15 protein-coding genes are annotated in these 15,755 nt (G+C 55.0%); 8 read left to right on the top strand and 7 right to left on the bottom strand.

Annotation, left to right across the window (positions count from 1 at the left end; all coding sequences use genetic code 11):
* The 4 genes from HGO37_RS18810 to HGO37_RS18795 are packed head-to-tail and all read right to left on the bottom strand — an operon-like array spanning position 1 to position 3,426.
* Positions 1-972 (bottom strand): branched-chain amino acid ABC transporter permease, encoded by a 972-nt coding sequence (locus tag HGO37_RS18810; protein ID WP_250984664.1) that lies wholly within the window; start codon positions 970-972, stop codon positions 1-3.
* The gene (locus tag HGO37_RS18805; RefSeq protein ID WP_250984663.1) at positions 969-1,880 is read right to left on the bottom strand and encodes a branched-chain amino acid ABC transporter permease; all 912 of its coding nucleotides are present in this window, start codon (positions 1,878-1,880) and stop codon (positions 969-971) included. The genes HGO37_RS18810 and HGO37_RS18805 overlap by 4 nt, the downstream gene beginning before the upstream one ends.
* Complete coding sequence (locus HGO37_RS18800; RefSeq protein WP_250984662.1) at positions 1,877-2,620, bottom strand: ABC transporter ATP-binding protein; 744 nt, start codon at positions 2,618-2,620, stop codon at positions 1,877-1,879. The genes HGO37_RS18805 and HGO37_RS18800 overlap by 4 nt, the downstream gene beginning before the upstream one ends.
* On the bottom strand, positions 2,617-3,426 hold the full coding sequence (locus tag HGO37_RS18795; protein ID WP_250984661.1) for an ABC transporter ATP-binding protein: 810 nt from the start codon (positions 3,424-3,426) through the stop codon (positions 2,617-2,619). Before HGO37_RS18795 ends, HGO37_RS18800 begins: the two co-directional genes overlap by 4 nt.
* Positions 3,427-3,539: 113 nt before the next feature.
* On the opposite strand from HGO37_RS18795, the gene HGO37_RS18790 reads away from it, so the two are divergent.
* The 6 genes from HGO37_RS18790 to HGO37_RS18770 all read left to right on the top strand — a co-directional run bounded on the left by HGO37_RS18790 (position 3,540) and on the right by HGO37_RS18770 (position 9,388).
* Positions 3,540-4,277 carry a GntR family transcriptional regulator gene (locus tag HGO37_RS18790; RefSeq protein WP_250984660.1) on the top strand — a complete coding sequence of 246 codons (738 nt, stop codon included), beginning with the start codon at positions 3,540-3,542 and terminating at the stop codon, positions 4,275-4,277.
* Complete coding sequence (locus tag HGO37_RS18785; protein ID WP_250984659.1) at positions 4,270-4,620, top strand: TIGR04076 family protein; 351 nt, start codon at positions 4,270-4,272, stop codon at positions 4,618-4,620. The genes HGO37_RS18790 and HGO37_RS18785 overlap by 8 nt, the downstream gene beginning before the upstream one ends.
* 10 nt (positions 4,621-4,630) lie before the next feature.
* Positions 4,631-5,677, top strand: coding sequence for an aldo/keto reductase (locus HGO37_RS18780; RefSeq protein ID WP_250984658.1), 1,047 nt, complete (start codon positions 4,631-4,633; stop codon positions 5,675-5,677).
* Positions 5,678-5,679: 2 nt separating this feature from the next.
* Entirely contained in the window at positions 5,680-6,939 is a 1,260-nt protein-coding gene (locus tag HGO37_RS18775) for an ABC transporter substrate-binding protein (protein WP_250984657.1), read from the top strand.
* Between the two features lie 440 nt (positions 6,940-7,379).
* Entirely contained in the window at positions 7,380-8,024 is a 645-nt protein-coding gene (locus HGO37_RS26540) for a BA14K family protein (protein WP_352230584.1), read from the top strand.
* A gap of 305 nt (positions 8,025-8,329) precedes the next feature.
* Entirely contained in the window at positions 8,330-9,388 is a 1,059-nt protein-coding gene (locus HGO37_RS18770; protein ID WP_250984656.1) for a ketopantoate reductase family protein, read from the top strand.
* 274 nt (positions 9,389-9,662) lie between these two features.
* Here HGO37_RS18770 and HGO37_RS18765 read toward each other — a convergent pair whose 3' ends face one another.
* Positions 9,663-10,700 carry a glutamine synthetase beta-grasp domain-containing protein gene (locus tag HGO37_RS18765; RefSeq protein ID WP_250984655.1) on the bottom strand — a complete coding sequence of 346 codons (1,038 nt, stop codon included), beginning with the start codon at positions 10,698-10,700 and terminating at the stop codon, positions 9,663-9,665.
* Positions 10,701-11,227: 527 nt separating this feature from the next.
* Here HGO37_RS18765 and HGO37_RS18760 point away from each other — a divergent pair.
* On the top strand, positions 11,228-12,370 hold the full coding sequence (locus HGO37_RS18760; RefSeq protein ID WP_250984871.1) for an esterase-like activity of phytase family protein: 1,143 nt from the start codon (positions 11,228-11,230) through the stop codon (positions 12,368-12,370).
* 158 nt (positions 12,371-12,528) lie between these two features.
* Here the strand turns inward: HGO37_RS18760 and HGO37_RS26535 are convergent, their stop codons facing one another.
* Positions 12,529-12,672, bottom strand: coding sequence for a DUF1127 domain-containing protein (locus HGO37_RS26535; RefSeq protein WP_352230588.1), 144 nt, complete (start codon positions 12,670-12,672; stop codon positions 12,529-12,531).
* A 480-nt stretch (positions 12,673-13,152) separates the two neighbouring features.
* Here HGO37_RS26535 and def point away from each other — a divergent pair, with 480 nt between their 5' ends.
* Entirely contained in the window at positions 13,153-13,617 is a 465-nt protein-coding gene (gene def, locus HGO37_RS18755; RefSeq protein WP_250984870.1) for a peptide deformylase, read from the top strand.
* A gap of 751 nt (positions 13,618-14,368) precedes the next feature.
* Here def and HGO37_RS18750 read toward each other — a convergent pair.
* Positions 14,369-15,544: a cytochrome P450 gene (locus HGO37_RS18750; RefSeq protein ID WP_250984654.1), complete on the bottom strand. Its 1,176-nt coding sequence runs from the start codon at positions 15,542-15,544 to the stop codon at positions 14,369-14,371.
* Between the last annotated feature and the right edge of the window lie 211 nt (positions 15,545-15,755).

Here is a 15,755-nt window from a genome sequence, read left to right as displayed (position 1 = left end):
CTATTCCTTAGATTTTGCCGCGCGCTTGCGCGTGAGAGATGCAATTGTGTTCGACGCGCCGAGAATGCCGCGAGGGCGCAGGAGCAGGATTAGGCAAAGACCTACCCCGATCATGACAATCTGCAGTGATGCAGCGCGCGCCTGCTGCTCCGGCGGGACGAAAGCGGAAACAGTTGCGGCCGACAGCGCCCAGAGGCCCCAAACGATCACCGCGCCAAGAATGGCGCCGCGATTGTTGCCGGAGCCACCGACTATCAGCATTGCCCAGACCTGGAAGGTCAAGATCGGTAGATAGTTGTCGGGTGCGATGAAGCCGATGAAATGCCCTTGTGCGGCACCCGCCAGCCCCATGATGGCGCCGCCGATGGTAAAGGCCTGCAGCCGGAAGCGCATCGGGCGCTTGCCCAGCGCCTGCGCGGCAGCTTCATCCTCTCGGATAGCCCTTAGCACGCGCCCCCACGGGCTTTTGGCCAGATGCTGGAGGGCGAGGTACAGTGCCAATACGACGGCGGCCATCAGCGCGAGATTAGAAAGGCCAAAGGCAAGCGGATCGCCGGCCAGATCGCCAAACGGACGCGGAATGAAACCGATACCGAAAGCGCCGCCTGTGAGCGGCTGCAGGTTGAGCACGCAAAGCTGCACTGTGACGGCCACACCGAAAGTGGCGATTGCCAGATAATCGGACCGAAGCCGGATGGTAAGCGCTCCGACCAGCCAGGCGGCTAGGCCTGCGAAAAGCGCGCCTCCGATCCAGCCGATGGGGATTGGCAGGTCGAAGCCGCCGACACGACCGGCAGCATCAGGTGTGGTCAGCAGGGCCGAGACATAGGCGCCGATGGCCACAAAAGCGGCTATGCCGACGTTGAACAAACCCGTCTGGCCCCACTGCACGTTGAGACCGAGGCACATGATGGCATAGGTCAGTGCCATCGTGAGGAAGAAGGCGGCATAGGCAATCAGGTCCAGGCTCATGTCGCCCTCCCGAACAGTCCGCGTGGACGCAGAAGAAGGACCGCAACAAGGATCACGAAGGAGACCGCAGCGCGCCATTCCGCGCCGATCATTTGCACGGCCGCAGCCTCTGAAAGCCCGACGATCAATCCTGCGATCATGGCACCGGGTACGCTACCGATGCCGCCGAGGATCGCGGCGGCAAACAATGGTAGCAACAGGTCATGACCCAGATAGGGCCGTATCTGAACCAGCAGCCCGGTCATGACGCCCGCGATGCAGGCGAGCGCTGCACCAACGAACCACACCCAGCGAATTACCCGGCGCACATCGACGCCGGCAATTCCCGCTAGTGCGGGGTTTTCGCTGACAGCCCGCATCGAGCGGCCAACATCAGTTCGGGTCATCAGCAGGTGGATGGCGATGACGGCAACGAGAGAGACGCCCATTGATAGAAGTTGATCGGGCGTTGCGCGCAGTCTGCCAATGAGCGGAACGGCGATTTGCAGTGCCTTGGTGTAATAGGCGGGTTTCGAGGTGAATATGAACTCAAGCAGGCTGCGCAGGGCAAGCGAGGCGCCAAAACTTGCCATCACCAGAATGATAACGGCGCTGCCGCGCGCTCGCAGGCGGCCGAACAATACCGCGTCCACGGCGAGTGCCAAAGCACCTGTGAGGATGATTGCGAGCACGGTTGAAAGCGGCAGAGACCAGCCGAAGGAGAAGGGCCCGACAGGCTTTGTCAGAGTGGAGAAGAGCAGGCCGAGGCCGCCGCTCACTGCGAGCGCCAGATATGCCCCCCAGGAGAGAAGCTCGCCATGGGCAAAATTGGCAAAGCGCAGGATCGAGTAGGTCAGCGTGACGCCGATGGCGCCCAGGCCAATCATTGCGCCGGCAATCAGGCCATCCATCAGGAATTGTGGGTTCATGGCTGCGGCACCTCATGTTGCTGCGATGTGCCGAGATAGAGCTTGGCGATCAGAGGATCGCCAAGTAGGCTTGATGCATTTCCTTCATGGCGGATTTTACCTTCGACCAGAATGACGGCGCGGTTGGCAATCGAAAGGGCAGCCTTGACGTTCTGCTCAACCAGAATGACGGTGACGCCGTCGGAATTGATTTCCTGCAGCATCGCAAAGACTTCCGCGACGATCTTCGGCGACAGACCGGCCGATGGTTCGTCGAGAATGAGGACTGGAGGATCAACGATCAGCGCTCTGGCTACCGCAAGCATCTGGCGCTGTCCGCCGGAAAGCGCCCCCGCCAGCCGCGATGGTTTTGTCATCAGATCGGGAAAGCGATGGTAAAGAGCAGCGATTTTTTCAGCGCGGATGGGCTTTGGCAGGACGGCGGCAGCAAGCTGGAGATTTTCGTGAATGGTAAGCGTTGCGAAGATGTTTTCCGTTTGGGGTACGAAGGCGAGGCCCTTTCCGATCTTGCGGTGGGTAGTAACGCGCGTGATGTCGCTCTCCCCCAGGAAGACGCTGCCGGAATGCACAGGGACGACACCGGCAATCGCCTTGACGAATGTCGACTTGCCGGCTCCATTGGGTCCGAGAAGCACCAGCAGCTCCCCGGGCGCGACTGACAGGTCTACACCACGCACGATCGGCAGGTCTGGTTCATACCCTGCGACGAGCGCTTGGGTGCGAAGCGCGGGCGCCGTCATGCTGCTATCCCGAGATAGGCATTGATCACGTCGGCATTGGCAGCCACTTCGGCAGGCGTGCCTTCGGCCAGAGGTTTGCCGAGCGACATGGCAACAACGCGAGAGCATAGCCGCGAAACCATGTCCATGTTGTGCTCGATCAGCAGTATGGACTTGCCCTGCCTGTTGAGATCGATGACCCGCTCCATGATGGTTTCGAGCAGGGCCGGGTTGACGCCCGCTGCAGGTTCGTCAAGCAGGATTGCCTGCGGGTCGGCCATCAGGATGCGGGCCAGTTCCAAAAGCTTGCGCTGGCCACCTGAGAGCACTTTTGCCGGTTGGGCCTCGAGGCCTGACAGCGTAACAAACTCCAGCAGGCCCCGTGCTTTTTCGATCGCTAGCTTCTCCTGGTTTCGGACATGACCGAACCGCAGGAAATTCGCGAAAAGCCGCTCGCCGTCCTGGGCTTGCGCGCCGGTCATAACGTTTTCCAGCACAGTCATTTCGAGGAAGGGCTTTGGGATCTGGAAGGTGCGCCCGACACCGCGCCTGATGCGCTGTTCAGGGCTCTCTTGGGAGACGTCGAGGCCACCAATCCAGATTTCTCCCGATGTCGGCCGTAGACTGCCAGCAATCAGATTGAAAAGCGTTGTCTTACCGGCTCCATTTGGACCGATCAGTCCCAACATTTCGCCAGCTGCGAGTTTTAGCGACATGCCCTCGACGGCCGTATGGCCTTCGAAACGCTTCACGAGGTCGCGTGCATCGATCACGGCCCGCAGATCGGGAGCATTGGTCACGGGGGCTGATGACGCGGAAGAGTGCATGAACGAAAGAAGTCTCTTGATTTGATCGGTGATGTTTGATCAAACTTTACCTCATGAAGAAAATCAACCCACAAAAAGTTGTTTCAGGCGATGCAAATGGGACGGTAATCGAGATGAGTATTGTTTCTGAGGCCAGCAGCTTTGATCGCGGTGATGCACTTGCGCCGGTTGGTCGCGAGACGCTGCAAGATCGCGTCTACACGCAGCTGCGCAATTCGCTGATCAATGGCATGTTCGATGCTGGCGACATCTTGCGCATTGTCGATCTTGCTGAGCGGTTGCAGACCAGCACCATGCCAGTGCGCGAGGCGCTGGGTCGGCTCGTGTCCGAGCAGGCGCTTGAATCTTTGCCAAACCGGTCGGTGCGCGTACCGCTTATCACTCGCAGTCGCCTCGATGACCTAGCCCGGGCACGCATTCTGATTGAGGGACAAATGGTCGCTCTCGCATTGCCATACTTGACAGCCGACGACTTCGCCGTCCTCAAGCAGATCAATGTCGACTGCGATCTGGCTTTCGAGCAGCACGGCAAGGATATCGGCCACGTCACCTCTGCGCTGAACCAGCGCTTTCACTTCCACATCTATCAGGCCGCACGCTCGCCGGTGCTAATCCCGATCGTTGAAAGCCTCTGGCTTCAGTCGGGGGCGATCATCCGCAAGGCGGCGCATATCCATGATGAACAGGGCGGACTGGCGGCGACCAACCACCACTGGTCCATGATCGATGCCATGGAACGACGCGATGTTGAAGGGGCGACGCAATCGCTCACCAACGACATCAGCCGATCTTTCGATCTGATCCGAGGGCGACTGGAAGACGAGGTAGGGAAAGGGCACAACCATGGCTGATCCTTTGGATGATGGTTTCGACCTTTTCGACCTGCGCATCGATGTGGTCTTTCCCGAAGGCGGGGCCGTCTATTGTGGAGCAAAGCCCGGTGATCACTTCGAACTGCATGGCGAGATGCTGCACCTGCCGCCCGGTCAGGGCATCTCCATTTACTCGCTGGCATCCGTTTTGCCCCTGCTGGCCGCAAAGCAGCGTGCGACCCATCGCAACGACTGGATGACGACGGATACCGAAATCGCTTGTCCCGATCCGAATTGTTCCACCCGGTTAAGGATCACCCGTACGGGTCTCCGCCGTTTCAGCCACGCCGCGACGACAGCGGTTCCCTTGATAGCAGAATAGGCCAGTAGACATGCAACGCATCACCATCGCCCCCGGTTACGAAATATCGCGCGTCATCCGTGGCGGCTGGCAGCTGGCGGGCGGTCATGGCGCGGTTGATACCGAAAGTGCGATCGATGACATGATCGCCTTTGCCGATGCAGGCATCACCACATTTGATTGCGCCGACATCTATACTGGCGTTGAAGAGCTGATTGGCCGCTTCCGTCTGGCCTATGGTAACCAGCGCGGCACCGAAGCTTTGTCGCGCATCCGGGTGCATACCAAGTTCGTTCCTGATTTGGCAGTCTTGCCAGTCATCACAAAGGCATATGTCGAGGGCGTCATAGATACTTCGCGCAAGCGCCTCAATCTCGATTGCCTTGATCTCGTCCAGTTCCACTGGTGGGCGTACGATATTCCAGGCTGGCAGGAGACAGCTGGCTGGCTGAAGGAACTGCAGCAGGCCGGCAAGATCGGCAAGGTCAGTGCTACCAATTTCGATACCGATCATATCGAGGCGATCGTTGCATCTGGCGTGTCGTTCACTTCACTTCAGCTGCAATATTCGTTGCTCGATCTTCGCCCGGAAAAGCGAATGGTGGAGCTCGCTGCCGATAAGGACTTTTCGCTGTTCTGCTACGGCACGGTGGCCGGCGGCTTTCTAGGTGATCGTTGGCTCGGCCAGCCAGAGCCCGAACATCCGCTCGAAAACCGTTCGCTCACCAAATACAAGCTGATTATCGACGATTTCGGCGGCTGGGAGCTGTTTCAGGCGCTGCTGTCGACACTCCGCAAGATCGCTGATCGGCATGATGTGGATATCGCGACCATAGCCAGTGCAGCCATGCTGACCAAGCCCGGCGTGGCCGCTGTGATTGTTGGTGCGCGCAACCGCGACCACCTGCCATCCAATCTCGCCATCGCAAATGTCAAACTCACCGACACAGACCTGGCAGAGATCGAGTTGATCCTGCGACAAGGCAAAGAGCTCGAGGGTGACGTCTATACGTTGGAGCGGGACCGGGAGGGCCGTCACGGCAGCATCATGAAATACAATCTCAATAAAGGGGAATAAAAATGGGAACGAAATTTCTGCTTTCAGCCATTGTTGCAGCACTGGCGACGTCCACGGCACCAGCGTTCGCAGCCGATTGCGATATCACCGTTGGCCTCGTCATGGAGTTGACGGGGCCTGCTGGCGAATACGGTCAGGCAGGGGCGAAATCTGTCGAGATGGCTTTCCGTGACTTCAACGATGCCGGTGGCATCGATGGCTGCAAGGTGGTGGCCGATACGCGAGACAGCCAGAGCCAGGGCAACGTCGCCGTTGATCAGGCAACGCAGCTTGTCAACATCAAGAAGGTGCCGGTGATCATCGGGGGTATCATCTCGTCGGTGTCGATCCCGATTTTGACCTCGGTCACAGCTCCGGCCAAGGTCGTGCAGGTTTCGCCTGCCTCGTCCTCACCGACGCTCACCGAGCTTGGCCGACAAGGCAAGACCAATGGTGTGTTTTTCCGCACAATCACCTCTGACGCGCTGCAGGGCACTGCGGCTGCCAAGTATGCGATGGATCAAGGTCTGAAGAAGATCGCCATTATCAACGTCAACAACGATTTCGGCGTCAACATGGTGAAAGAGTTCACCACTGCCTACACGAAACTCGGCGGCACCATCACCTCTACGACGCCTTACAACGAAAAGCAGTCGAGCTATGCTTCTGAAGCCAGTGCTGCGATGGCGGGCGAGCCGGATGCGCTTTATCTTGTCAGCACGCCGGTTGATGGGGCAACGATTGCACGCGCCTGGATTTCCGGTGGCGGCAAGCAGACCTTTCTCTTAAACGACGGCATGAATTCCAAGGACTTCGTTGAAAGCGTGGGCGCGCAATATCTCGAAAATGCCTACGGCACGTCTTCTGGCACAAGCCCTACGGCATCGACGGAGTATTTCAACAGCAATTACGAAGCCTTCTCTGGCGGTATATCCCCATCTGCTCCTGCAGCTGATCGTTCCTATGATGCTGGGGCGATCGTGGCGCTGGCTATTGCCAAGGCAGGAAAGTCGGATGCCGCTGCCATCAAGGCTGCGGTGGCGGAGGTTGTGGCCGATGGAGGGACACCGATTCATGCCGGCAAGGAGGAATTTGCCAAGGCGCTGCAGCTTATAAAAGACGGCAAGCCGATAAAGTATGAGGGCGTTATCGGTCCCGTCAGCTTCGACCAGTATGGCGATATCACAGGCCCGTTCCGCCTTTGGAAAATCACCAATGGCGAAGTGACGACAGTCGGAGAGTTGAGCGCAGAAGAGGTCACAAAGATCAAAGCGTCGAATTGATCACTTGGGCGGGCTTGGCATAATTGTTTCAAGCCCGCACTCAAACCACCTCTCGACTGGCACCAGCACCTCGTCTGCACGACGTCTCTCGAGAGTTTGCCAACTTGAAGCCAAAGTCCGCGCGACACGCAACAGAACTGCGGTTTGATCAACGGTACTCGCGCTTGGGTCAGCGCAATCGCATAAGAAGACGGTGTGCTTTACAAGTAAATATGCCACCCCAGTCGGACGTCTGGCATTCGCGGCTGCGCGCATGGATTGCTTTGGCGGGGGTATCCACAGCGAATCTGCGCTGAAGGGACGAGTGACCCCTGGCTAAGTTGTAGGCGTTCCGGTTTGTGCCGAAGAAAAGTGAACGCCGTGACAAACTGCGTTTGTAATCGGGAACAATTTTTCCGCAAAGGCATTTGCGCCTGCAAGATAATCGGGCCGTCGATACCATGCGTGAACTTCTCACAAGCTTGCTTCTTGTCTCCTGCCTTCTTCCAATGACTGCTGGCGCTATGAAGGTGTCATCTCATATAATGCAGTTTTCGAAACCGCATGCTTTTACAAATCTTGACGATGAACCGCTTTGGACATCGCAGGTAAGGCGCGTTGATCTCACCGACCAATCATATGAGCGACTCCCAGCTCGCCTTTCTTCTTTTGCTATGATCGCCGACGCAAAACCTGCTGGCAACGCAAAAGCTGTCAATCGCTTTTCCATACCTGTACAATTGGCAAACGAAGGCGAGTTATCGAGTGCGCCGCCGGTCAAAGCGCAGAATGTAGATCCCGGAGGATGGTGCAGTTCGCGCTATCGCTCTTACGATTCTGGCAGCAATACCTACCAGCCATACGGGGGAGGACCTCGCCGCACCTGCGTACCTCCGGCCGAAATGCAGGCACCTGAGCACCTAGCAGGTGTTCAAAATACAATAGATCTGGACGCAAATGCCCAGTGGTGTATGGAGCGATATAGTTCCTATCGGGTTGAGGACAACACATACCAGCCTTTTACAGGAACTCGGAAACAGTGTCTTGGGCCCGGGTCGCAGTCCGCCAGCAACGCTTTAGGCAACTCTTCCGTTGCACAGTTCTGACAGCCTTCCTATTCAACAAGGTTTTACGCAGGGACCAGTCGCTAAGAGCGAAATGCTGATCGTAGGGTGGGCATCAGCCTCCTGTACAAGTGGCAATGCCTGCTTTCCGAGGTGACATCGACCGGGTGTTTTAGTGCCGCCATTTCTGCGGTCAGCTGTGAAAAACGTTCCGCTGCCACCCATGCTCTACAGCACCATCCAAGAGGGCGCGCTATTTCGACTGTAGCGTATTGCCTGTATATCGAAACAAACAATGCATGTGAGCAGCCGATCATCCAGTCTCGACGACAACGAAGGACTGGCTCATGAAATCTATCGGATACAAAACACGCATCTGCGTGGCTGGGGCTGGCGCTATTGGCATTACGCTTGCGGCCAGATTGATCATTGGTGGACATAACGTTGGACTGATCGCCAAACAAGAAAGCGTTGATTTCATTCGCGAGAATGGTTTGCGCCTTGACGACACTGAAGGGCGTCACGAACTTGAGGTAGATATAGGGGTCGCGGCAGATTTTCACAGAACCGACCTTCTTTTCCTTTGCTCGAAGTCGCATGATCTACCTGCCCTTGCGCAGTCAATTGCTCATCTGATTGGGCCTGATACGACGGTGGTACCCGTGATCAATGGGATACCCTGGTGGTATTTCGATGGGATAGATGGCGCGCGCGAAGGAAAGACCATATTTTCTGTCGATCCGCAAAACGTCCTGAAGAAGATAATCCCTTCTCATCAAGTTATTGGCACCACCACGGTCATGACGGCTCAGCGTATTGATCGGGGCTCGGCGGTCACATTCAATCCACTGCAGATGACGATAGGTGAGCTGAACAACCGGAGAAGTTGGCGGCTGGAAGCTATCGCCGAGATCCTGCGGCAATCTGGAATTACAACGAATATCGCGCCGCGAATACGAGATTCTGTCTGGACCAAAGTGACGAGAAATCTGATTTCCAACCCACTTACCGCGATAACTGGTGCCACATTAAGAGAAAATTTTGGAGATCCCTATCTTTCAGACATCAGCCGCAAAATGCTCTATGAAGTCCTCCCTGTTGTCAGCGCGTACGAAGCTAAACTCGAGGTCGAACCGGAGGCCATACTTGAGATGGGGAAAAGCATGGGCGATGTAAAAACGTCGATGTTGCAGGACTACGAACGGGGTCAACGTCTCGAATTATCAAGCATTTGCGACGCCGTTCTTGAGTTGGCGGCCCTGGAGCGAATTTCGATGCCCGTTGTTCAGACGATTTCCAACGTTGCGCGTTTCCGCAACGTTCAGCACGGTAGAGTCACCGCTGCACAACCTGTCGCAGCACTGAATGGTGGGTCTGGGCAACTGGAACTCTCGCACAATCCATAAGATCCTCTGCAGCCGCCACGCTCCTTTTATTGTCGGTGTGTGGCTGTTTGTCAGCAGCAGGCGATCGGGCAGGTTGGGAGCGCCTTCAAATTGAGCGGAACGATAGGTATGTTTTGGGCGGATTTATTCGCTAAAAGACTATGCTCCATTTCGTTTAAACCCGTCAGGGAAAACAAGACGCTCTCAAAATGAGACGCAAAAATAATCCCTTCATTTTATCCAGTTTGGAAGAAGAAATGGCGGGGCCGGTTGTGACCGTGCCTCGCCAATGTTTTCAAGCCACTGCGAATTTCGTCCAGCCCGGTACTTCTGCGATCGTCTTCAAAACGGCAGACGCGATCTGGTAAGGGCAACCCTGCGAGTTCGGGCGGCGGTCTTCCAGGTAACCACGGTAACCGTTGTTGACGAAGGAGTGTGGAACGCGGATCGACGCGCCACGATCAGCAATACCGTAGGAGAACTTGTTCCATGGCGCTGTTTCGTGCTTGCCGGTCAGACGCAGGTGGTTGTCTGGGCCATATACGTCGATATGCTCCTGCCAGTTCTTGGAGAACGCAGCCATGAGGGCTTCGAAATATTCCTTGCCGCCAACTTCGCGCATGAACTTGGTAGAGAAGTTGCAGTGCATGCCCGAACCGTTCCAGTCGGTGTCGCCGAGCGGCTTGCAATGGAATTCGACGTCGATGCCGTACTTTTCGCAAAGGCGCAGAAGCAGGTAACGAGCGATCCAGATCTGGTCAGCGGCCTTCTTGGAGCCCTTGCCGAAGACCTGGAATTCCCACTGACCCTTGGCCACTTCGGCGTTGATGCCTTCGTGGTTGATGCCTGCTTCGAGGCAGAGGTCGAGGTGCTCTTCAACGATTTCGCGGGCGAGGGAGCCGACATTCTTGTAGCCAACGCCAGTGTAGTATGGGCCCTGCGGAGCTGGGTAGCCCTGCTCAGGGAAGCCGAGCGGGCGGCCGTCTTGGTAGAAGAAATATTCCTGCTCGAAGCCGAACCATGCATCTTCGTCGTCGAGGATGGTCGCGCGGCTGTTGGATGCGTGTGGCGTAACGCCATCTGGCATCATGACTTCGCACATGACGAGCGCGCCGTTGGTACGGGCTGGATCAGGATAAATGGCAACTGGCTTCAGAACGCAATCCGAGCTGTGGCCTTCGGCCTGCTGGGTGGAGGAGCCGTCAAAGCCCCAAAGCGGAAGCTGCTCGAGTGTCGGGAATTCGTCGAATTCCTTGACCTGCGTTTTGCCACGCAGGTTTGCTACCGGCTTGTAACCATCGAGCCAGATGTACTCGAGTTTAAACTTAGTCATTGCGAACCTCCTTTGTTGAGGAGTGCTTTGTGATGATTATTTGCTTCAGGCAGATTTCTTGCCGAGCAATCAAGGTTTCAGACGTAATTTTCTTGGCAAGAACGCTCGACCCTGAGGCTCCATGACGAGCATCGTTCGCGCTGCTCCGCGACATGCAGATAAAATCATTTGGTATGCAGGCGCATCGCGCGGGCATTAAATCCAGGTGGGGCACAACGCAGAATGCAAGGCCGCGTTTCATTTGAAGCCCGTCTCGGGCTTTTGTGAAATCGACCATGTCTGAAGATTGGAGATGCTTCGACGTCGCCAACGTATGCGGCATAAAAGGCACGCGCTGTAGGCGTGTCGTTCCACCAACCATGTATGCGCGCCCACAGCAAGCTGTGCAAACCGTTCCTTTACAGCGAATTGAACGCCGGTTTCGTCAGCCAGTGTGTTGTTCAGCACGGGACGCGCTTGTTCCGCTTTCGATCATGGAGGCAACTTTTAGTGGCGCGGATCATCAACTGAACAGATCGGAACCTCTCATGCATAAACGCTTAGTCCATTTTACATTTGTTGCCTTGCTGCTGGGCGCTTCAACATTACACGCAGGTGAAAACTTCCCGGTTATTTCCACGCCTTGCCCGTTTGGTGAGTGCCAAGCATCGATCTCATTTACATATCTCGGCGACTTCGTCATTCCCACTGGCAGCATGGAATATGGAATTGAGTTTGGGGGAATATCGGGCATTGAGTTTGATGCGGCCAGTGGCCGTTACATTGCCATAAGTGATGATCGTTCCGAAAAAGGTCCGGCCCGTTTCTATGAGCTTGACATCGACGTCAGCCATGATGGTTTGAAAGGTGTCCGTGTAAACAAACATGTTGCGTTTTTGAACGCTGAAGGGGACGCTTTTTCCAAAGCGGAGGTGGATCCCGAGGCAATTCGGATCAGCCCGGATGGAATTTACTGGTCCAGCGAAGGAGGTGCCAATCCAATGAGCCCTCCATCCGTTCAGGTTGCCTCAAGAAGTGGGGAATTTATCCGGCAGTTTTCGCTTCCTGCGCAGTTTTTTCCGACCGCCGACAAAGCCCATGGAGTGCGGGAAAATCTTTCGTTCGAAAATTTGGCAGTTGCCCCGTCAGGAGATGTATTTGTTGGAACTGAGGCTGCACTTTTTCAGGATGGTGACGTGGCAAGCCTGACAAAGGGCAGCCTTGCGCGAATTATCAGATACGATGGCTCAACCGGCACACCCAAGGCCCAATACATCTATCCGGTATCGCCTATCCCTCAGGCGCCGGACAGTGCAGACGGAGCAAACGACAACGGTGCCTCAGACATGATAGCGCTCAATGATCGTTATCTTCTGGTCGTCGAACGCAATTTCTCTCAAGGTTTTGGAAATAATATCAAGGTCTTCATGATCGATGTTGAAGGGGCGACTGATGTGTCAAACATCACTTCACTTGCTCATGCCGCCGAGCGAGTTGTACCCGTTCGCAAATCCCAGGTGCTTGACCTGCGCGCAATCGGTTTGACACCCGATAATATTGAGGGCATCGCTGTTGGTAAGGCGATGGATGGGAGTGATGTTCTGATCCTGGCGGCTGACAACAATTTCTCCAAGCGCCAGAAAAGCCAGTTTTTTGTCTTCAAAATCGATCTGCCTAAGATGGGCGGGTAGGCGAATTTGCGCAAGCTTCGTAGCTGAATTGATCATAACGGCCGATGCATGAATAGATTATCCCGGATCGCAATATCCGGGATAATCCCAGGTGAATTCCAATATCATGACATGCGATAGCTCACAGTGGCGGCAAATGGTGTTCGGTGTAGATAGGCCTAGTGTCCATCACGCCCACGACGCACGATATATTCAATATCGCAACGGCCTACTCCAATGTCGCGAAGCATATGGTCATCCAGTTCTGCAAGATGGTTTGCCGCATTTCGCAACCTCCACCTGCGCTCGACGCCAGCAATCATTTGCCCGAGTGGCCAGAATAATTTGGAATTTTGAGTTCTCATCACGCTCTCCCGCGCATTAAAAATAATCTGAATGCACAAATGATTTGCGCCAGACGATCAATATTTAGGCGAGACGTGCTGCTCACTCGTTTCACGAGCTGTATATTTGATTGCATTTGTAGGAAGGGCTCCAGCATGGAAATCGCACAGTGCAGGTCGCACTCCGGGTCTGCGGACGTGGGCCATGCCGCCTGTATGATCAAGAAAACACTGCCGTGACAGCCTGGCATTTGAAAATGTGTTTTGGTGGCGCTGTAGCCGATGTAACGCCACCTGCGCTGCGGCCACGGAGCAGGATAATCCTATCTCATGCGCACTGGATGACTGCGGGCAGCGTGGCGCCACCCTGTTTCAGCTGTAGTCATATCCAGGTTTTTCAAAATCCCGTTTCCGCAATGGGGAGAGAAAAACTGCTTCTTGGCAATTAATCCTAATGCGATGGAGCAAAAGCTGGCTGTAAAGAAAATAGTATCGTCACTGGACAGTGTCCTACGCCAGGTCTCTCTGCCTGTGTCAGGAGACGACGACAGCATAGGCCGGCTCGTCAGAAATATGTGTGACACAATGTGTGCTGCGGGAGGATCGGGATTGTCTGCTATCCAGATCGGTATTCTCAAGCGGGTAATTATCGTCGATCCAACTGGCAGTGGCCCGCGGCAATCTCAGCCCTTCGTGAACCCGCAGATCATTGAGACCGCTGGTGATATGGTCACCGCGCGCGAAGCCTGCCTGTCCATCCCTGGGGTAATAATAAATGTTACGCGACCAAGTAAAGTGAGGGTCCGATATTCTCTCCTCACCGGAGAGCAGCGCGAAATCATTGCAGAGGGCGATTTGGGGAGAGGAATTCAACACGAGATTGATCACCTCAACGGAATACTAATTCTGGATCACAGAGAATGAACAACGGCGTGACCGGTCGCCGAATGTCTCGTTGTCACCGCAACTGTCTAAATGACATGTCGCCGGGTCAAATCAACGGCTGCTCATCTGGCGTGAAATCCACATGCAAAAAAGTGTGCAGCTCTTGTTCGATATCGATATATGGAGGCTCGATACTGTTGCCTTCAACGGTCGTCCTGTATGGCATTTTGACGAGCGTTTTTTGCGACCGGTGGTTTTTCCCTATGCACACGGTCGTATTTGAACATAGTTTTAAATGACGGTTTCGGCTGGTTCGCCGAGGGTTTTGATGCCTTTGCCCGTGACTGTGTCGGGTAGGTGAGGCTGAAGGGAAAAGGCTCGAAAGCCGAGGTAGGTGCAGCGGTAATGGTAGTCAGTACGACCGTCAGAGCAGTTAACTTCATTGTGACTCCGGTAATGATTTGTAATATCGAGATTGTCGGGAGGAACATTTTGCTCCTCAAAAAAAACAGCACCGTTTCAGAATTCAACCGAACGGATTACGCTTGTAACACCCGCTTTTTCACACTGTTCTTTTAGCAGATGTTTTGTCGCTCAGTTGATCGCGGACCAGAGTGACAGGCACTGTGCAACCAGCCATGGCCGCAGTCATGCCTCGATCGCAAGAACTTAGTGACCAGGCACGACGGGACGTGTGGCTGGAGAACAGCGATATATGTGTCCGACGAGGCTCTCGCCGGACTTGGGAGTTCATGGAATAGCGGCACTCATAAGAGGGAGCCTAGTCCATTCAGACTGGCCAGCTCACGCAGAAACAGCTTGGGACCCGGATGAAAACATGCCCATTGAAGACAGGAATGTCCTCAAGCCGAAGCTTCGGCAGCCGTTGCGAAAGGACATGCAGGCATTCTTCCAGTTCGATGCGTGCTAAATGATCTGCTACGCATCGATGCGGGCCCGCACCGAAGGCCAAATGCTCTCGAGTGGAATCCGCACGTCTGATGTCGAATATGTCTGGGCGATGGTAAACTGTCTCGTCCCTCAGTGCAGATAATGTTGAGAGTATTACCAGGGCCTGCGCAGGAAGTGTTTCTCCCTGCAATTCAATTTTCTCCGTAGTCAGCCGCACCAGTCCCGCGATCCCCGGCTGGTAACGCATTGCTTCATCAACGGCTGCAGGGATGAGGTCTGGATCATCACACACCGAATTCCACTGGCTTCGATTTAAAAGGAGAAGGGAGGTTTGAGCGACAATGGACGCTCGAACAGACTCCGTTCCTCCTATGATCAGTTGAATGATCTGGATGGCAGCTTCAAGCGGCGGCACGCCTTCGGCAAAACAGGCGCTTTTGAACGCGGCAATGAATGCCTGATCGTCGGCGCCATTTGGCTCTGCGATTTTTTGCATCAGGAAGTCGCGTAGGAAATCCATTGCTTCTGACGATCTTTTGATATCTGCTTCGCTGGATGAAGGGCTGAAGAAACGACTGAGTTCGCGAATGTTGACCATGAAAGAACTACGTTTCTGGTCGGACACTCCCAGTAGGCCGGCCAAGGCGAGGATAGGAATTTGGTCGGCGAAATGGCTGACGAACTCGACCTGTCCGTCCTCATATACTGCGTCGATCAAACTTTCAGTGGCGTCGCGGACATGCGCTCGCAATTGCGTTGCCACAAACATCGATAATGAGCGCGATATGAGCGAGCGACGTCTTTCATGGTGTGCACCATTCGCCGTCAACATTCCGTGACTGAAAAACTGGTGCAGACTTCCTTCAGACACCCCTCTGGAGTCGGGAACGGCCGTCTCTGTTGAAACGAGGCGCGGATCATTGCTCAACCGAATAACATCGGCATGGTGCAGCACAAAGAAGCCGCCACCTTCATATTCAACGATACGATGATTAGGCCTCTGCCGGGCAAATGCTTTGTGAGGGTCTGCGTCAAGTTCCGCTACGGTCAGCATAATATCTCCATGTGTGATGTAATTCATCCTGAGGTGTCACGAATAATACTTATAGTATCATATTTATCAAATTTGCCGATATTACTAATTTATTTTTTGTGTTTCAAATGTAACCCGGGTCGGCCAGTTGCCAGGTAAGCTTGGCGAAGACTGAGCAAGGACTGACGGTCTCGACAGACGCCCATGAGGCTGCATGCTTTATCCACGCGAA

Origin of the sequence: Rhizobium sp. CG4 (assembly GCF_023701965.1) — a bacterium.
Classification (GTDB): domain Bacteria; phylum Pseudomonadota; class Alphaproteobacteria; order Rhizobiales; family Rhizobiaceae; genus Agrobacterium.
The sequence above is the reverse complement of the archived record's forward strand: the minus strand, read 5'-3'. Positions and strand labels throughout refer to the sequence as shown.

Bases quoted from the DNA above. Each gene is read 5' to 3' on its own strand.
- HGO37_RS26535 (WP_352230588.1), bottom strand. From the start codon at position 12,672: ATGATTGCTGGCGTCGAGCGCAGGTGGAGGTTGCGAAATGCGGCAAAC.
- HGO37_RS26540 (WP_352230584.1), top strand. From the start codon at position 7,380: ATGCGTGAACTTCTCACAAGCTTGCTTCTTGTCTCCTGCCTTCTTCCA.
- def (WP_250984870.1), top strand. From the start codon at position 13,153: ATGGAGCAAAAGCTGGCTGTAAAGAAAATAGTATCGTCACTGGACAGT.
- HGO37_RS18805 (WP_250984663.1), bottom strand. From the start codon at position 1,880: ATGAACCCACAATTCCTGATGGATGGCCTGATTGCCGGCGCAATGATT.
- HGO37_RS18800 (WP_250984662.1), bottom strand. From the start codon at position 2,620: ATGACGGCGCCCGCGCTTCGCACCCAAGCGCTCGTCGCAGGGTATGAA.
- HGO37_RS18795 (WP_250984661.1), bottom strand. From the start codon at position 3,426: ATGCACTCTTCCGCGTCATCAGCCCCCGTGACCAATGCTCCCGATCTG.
- HGO37_RS18775 (WP_250984657.1), top strand. From the start codon at position 5,680: ATGGGAACGAAATTTCTGCTTTCAGCCATTGTTGCAGCACTGGCGACG.
- HGO37_RS18765 (WP_250984655.1), bottom strand. From the start codon at position 10,700: ATGACTAAGTTTAAACTCGAGTACATCTGGCTCGATGGTTACAAGCCG.
- HGO37_RS18770 (WP_250984656.1), top strand. From the start codon at position 8,330: ATGAAATCTATCGGATACAAAACACGCATCTGCGTGGCTGGGGCTGGC.
- HGO37_RS18760 (WP_250984871.1), top strand. From the start codon at position 11,228: ATGCATAAACGCTTAGTCCATTTTACATTTGTTGCCTTGCTGCTGGGC.
- HGO37_RS18810 (WP_250984664.1), bottom strand. From the start codon at position 972: ATGAGCCTGGACCTGATTGCCTATGCCGCCTTCTTCCTCACGATGGCA.
- HGO37_RS18790 (WP_250984660.1), top strand. From the start codon at position 3,540: ATGAGTATTGTTTCTGAGGCCAGCAGCTTTGATCGCGGTGATGCACTT.
- HGO37_RS18780 (WP_250984658.1), top strand. From the start codon at position 4,631: ATGCAACGCATCACCATCGCCCCCGGTTACGAAATATCGCGCGTCATC.
- HGO37_RS18750 (WP_250984654.1), bottom strand. From the start codon at position 15,544: ATGCTGACCGTAGCGGAACTTGACGCAGACCCTCACAAAGCATTTGCC.
- HGO37_RS18785 (WP_250984659.1), top strand. From the start codon at position 4,270: ATGGCTGATCCTTTGGATGATGGTTTCGACCTTTTCGACCTGCGCATC.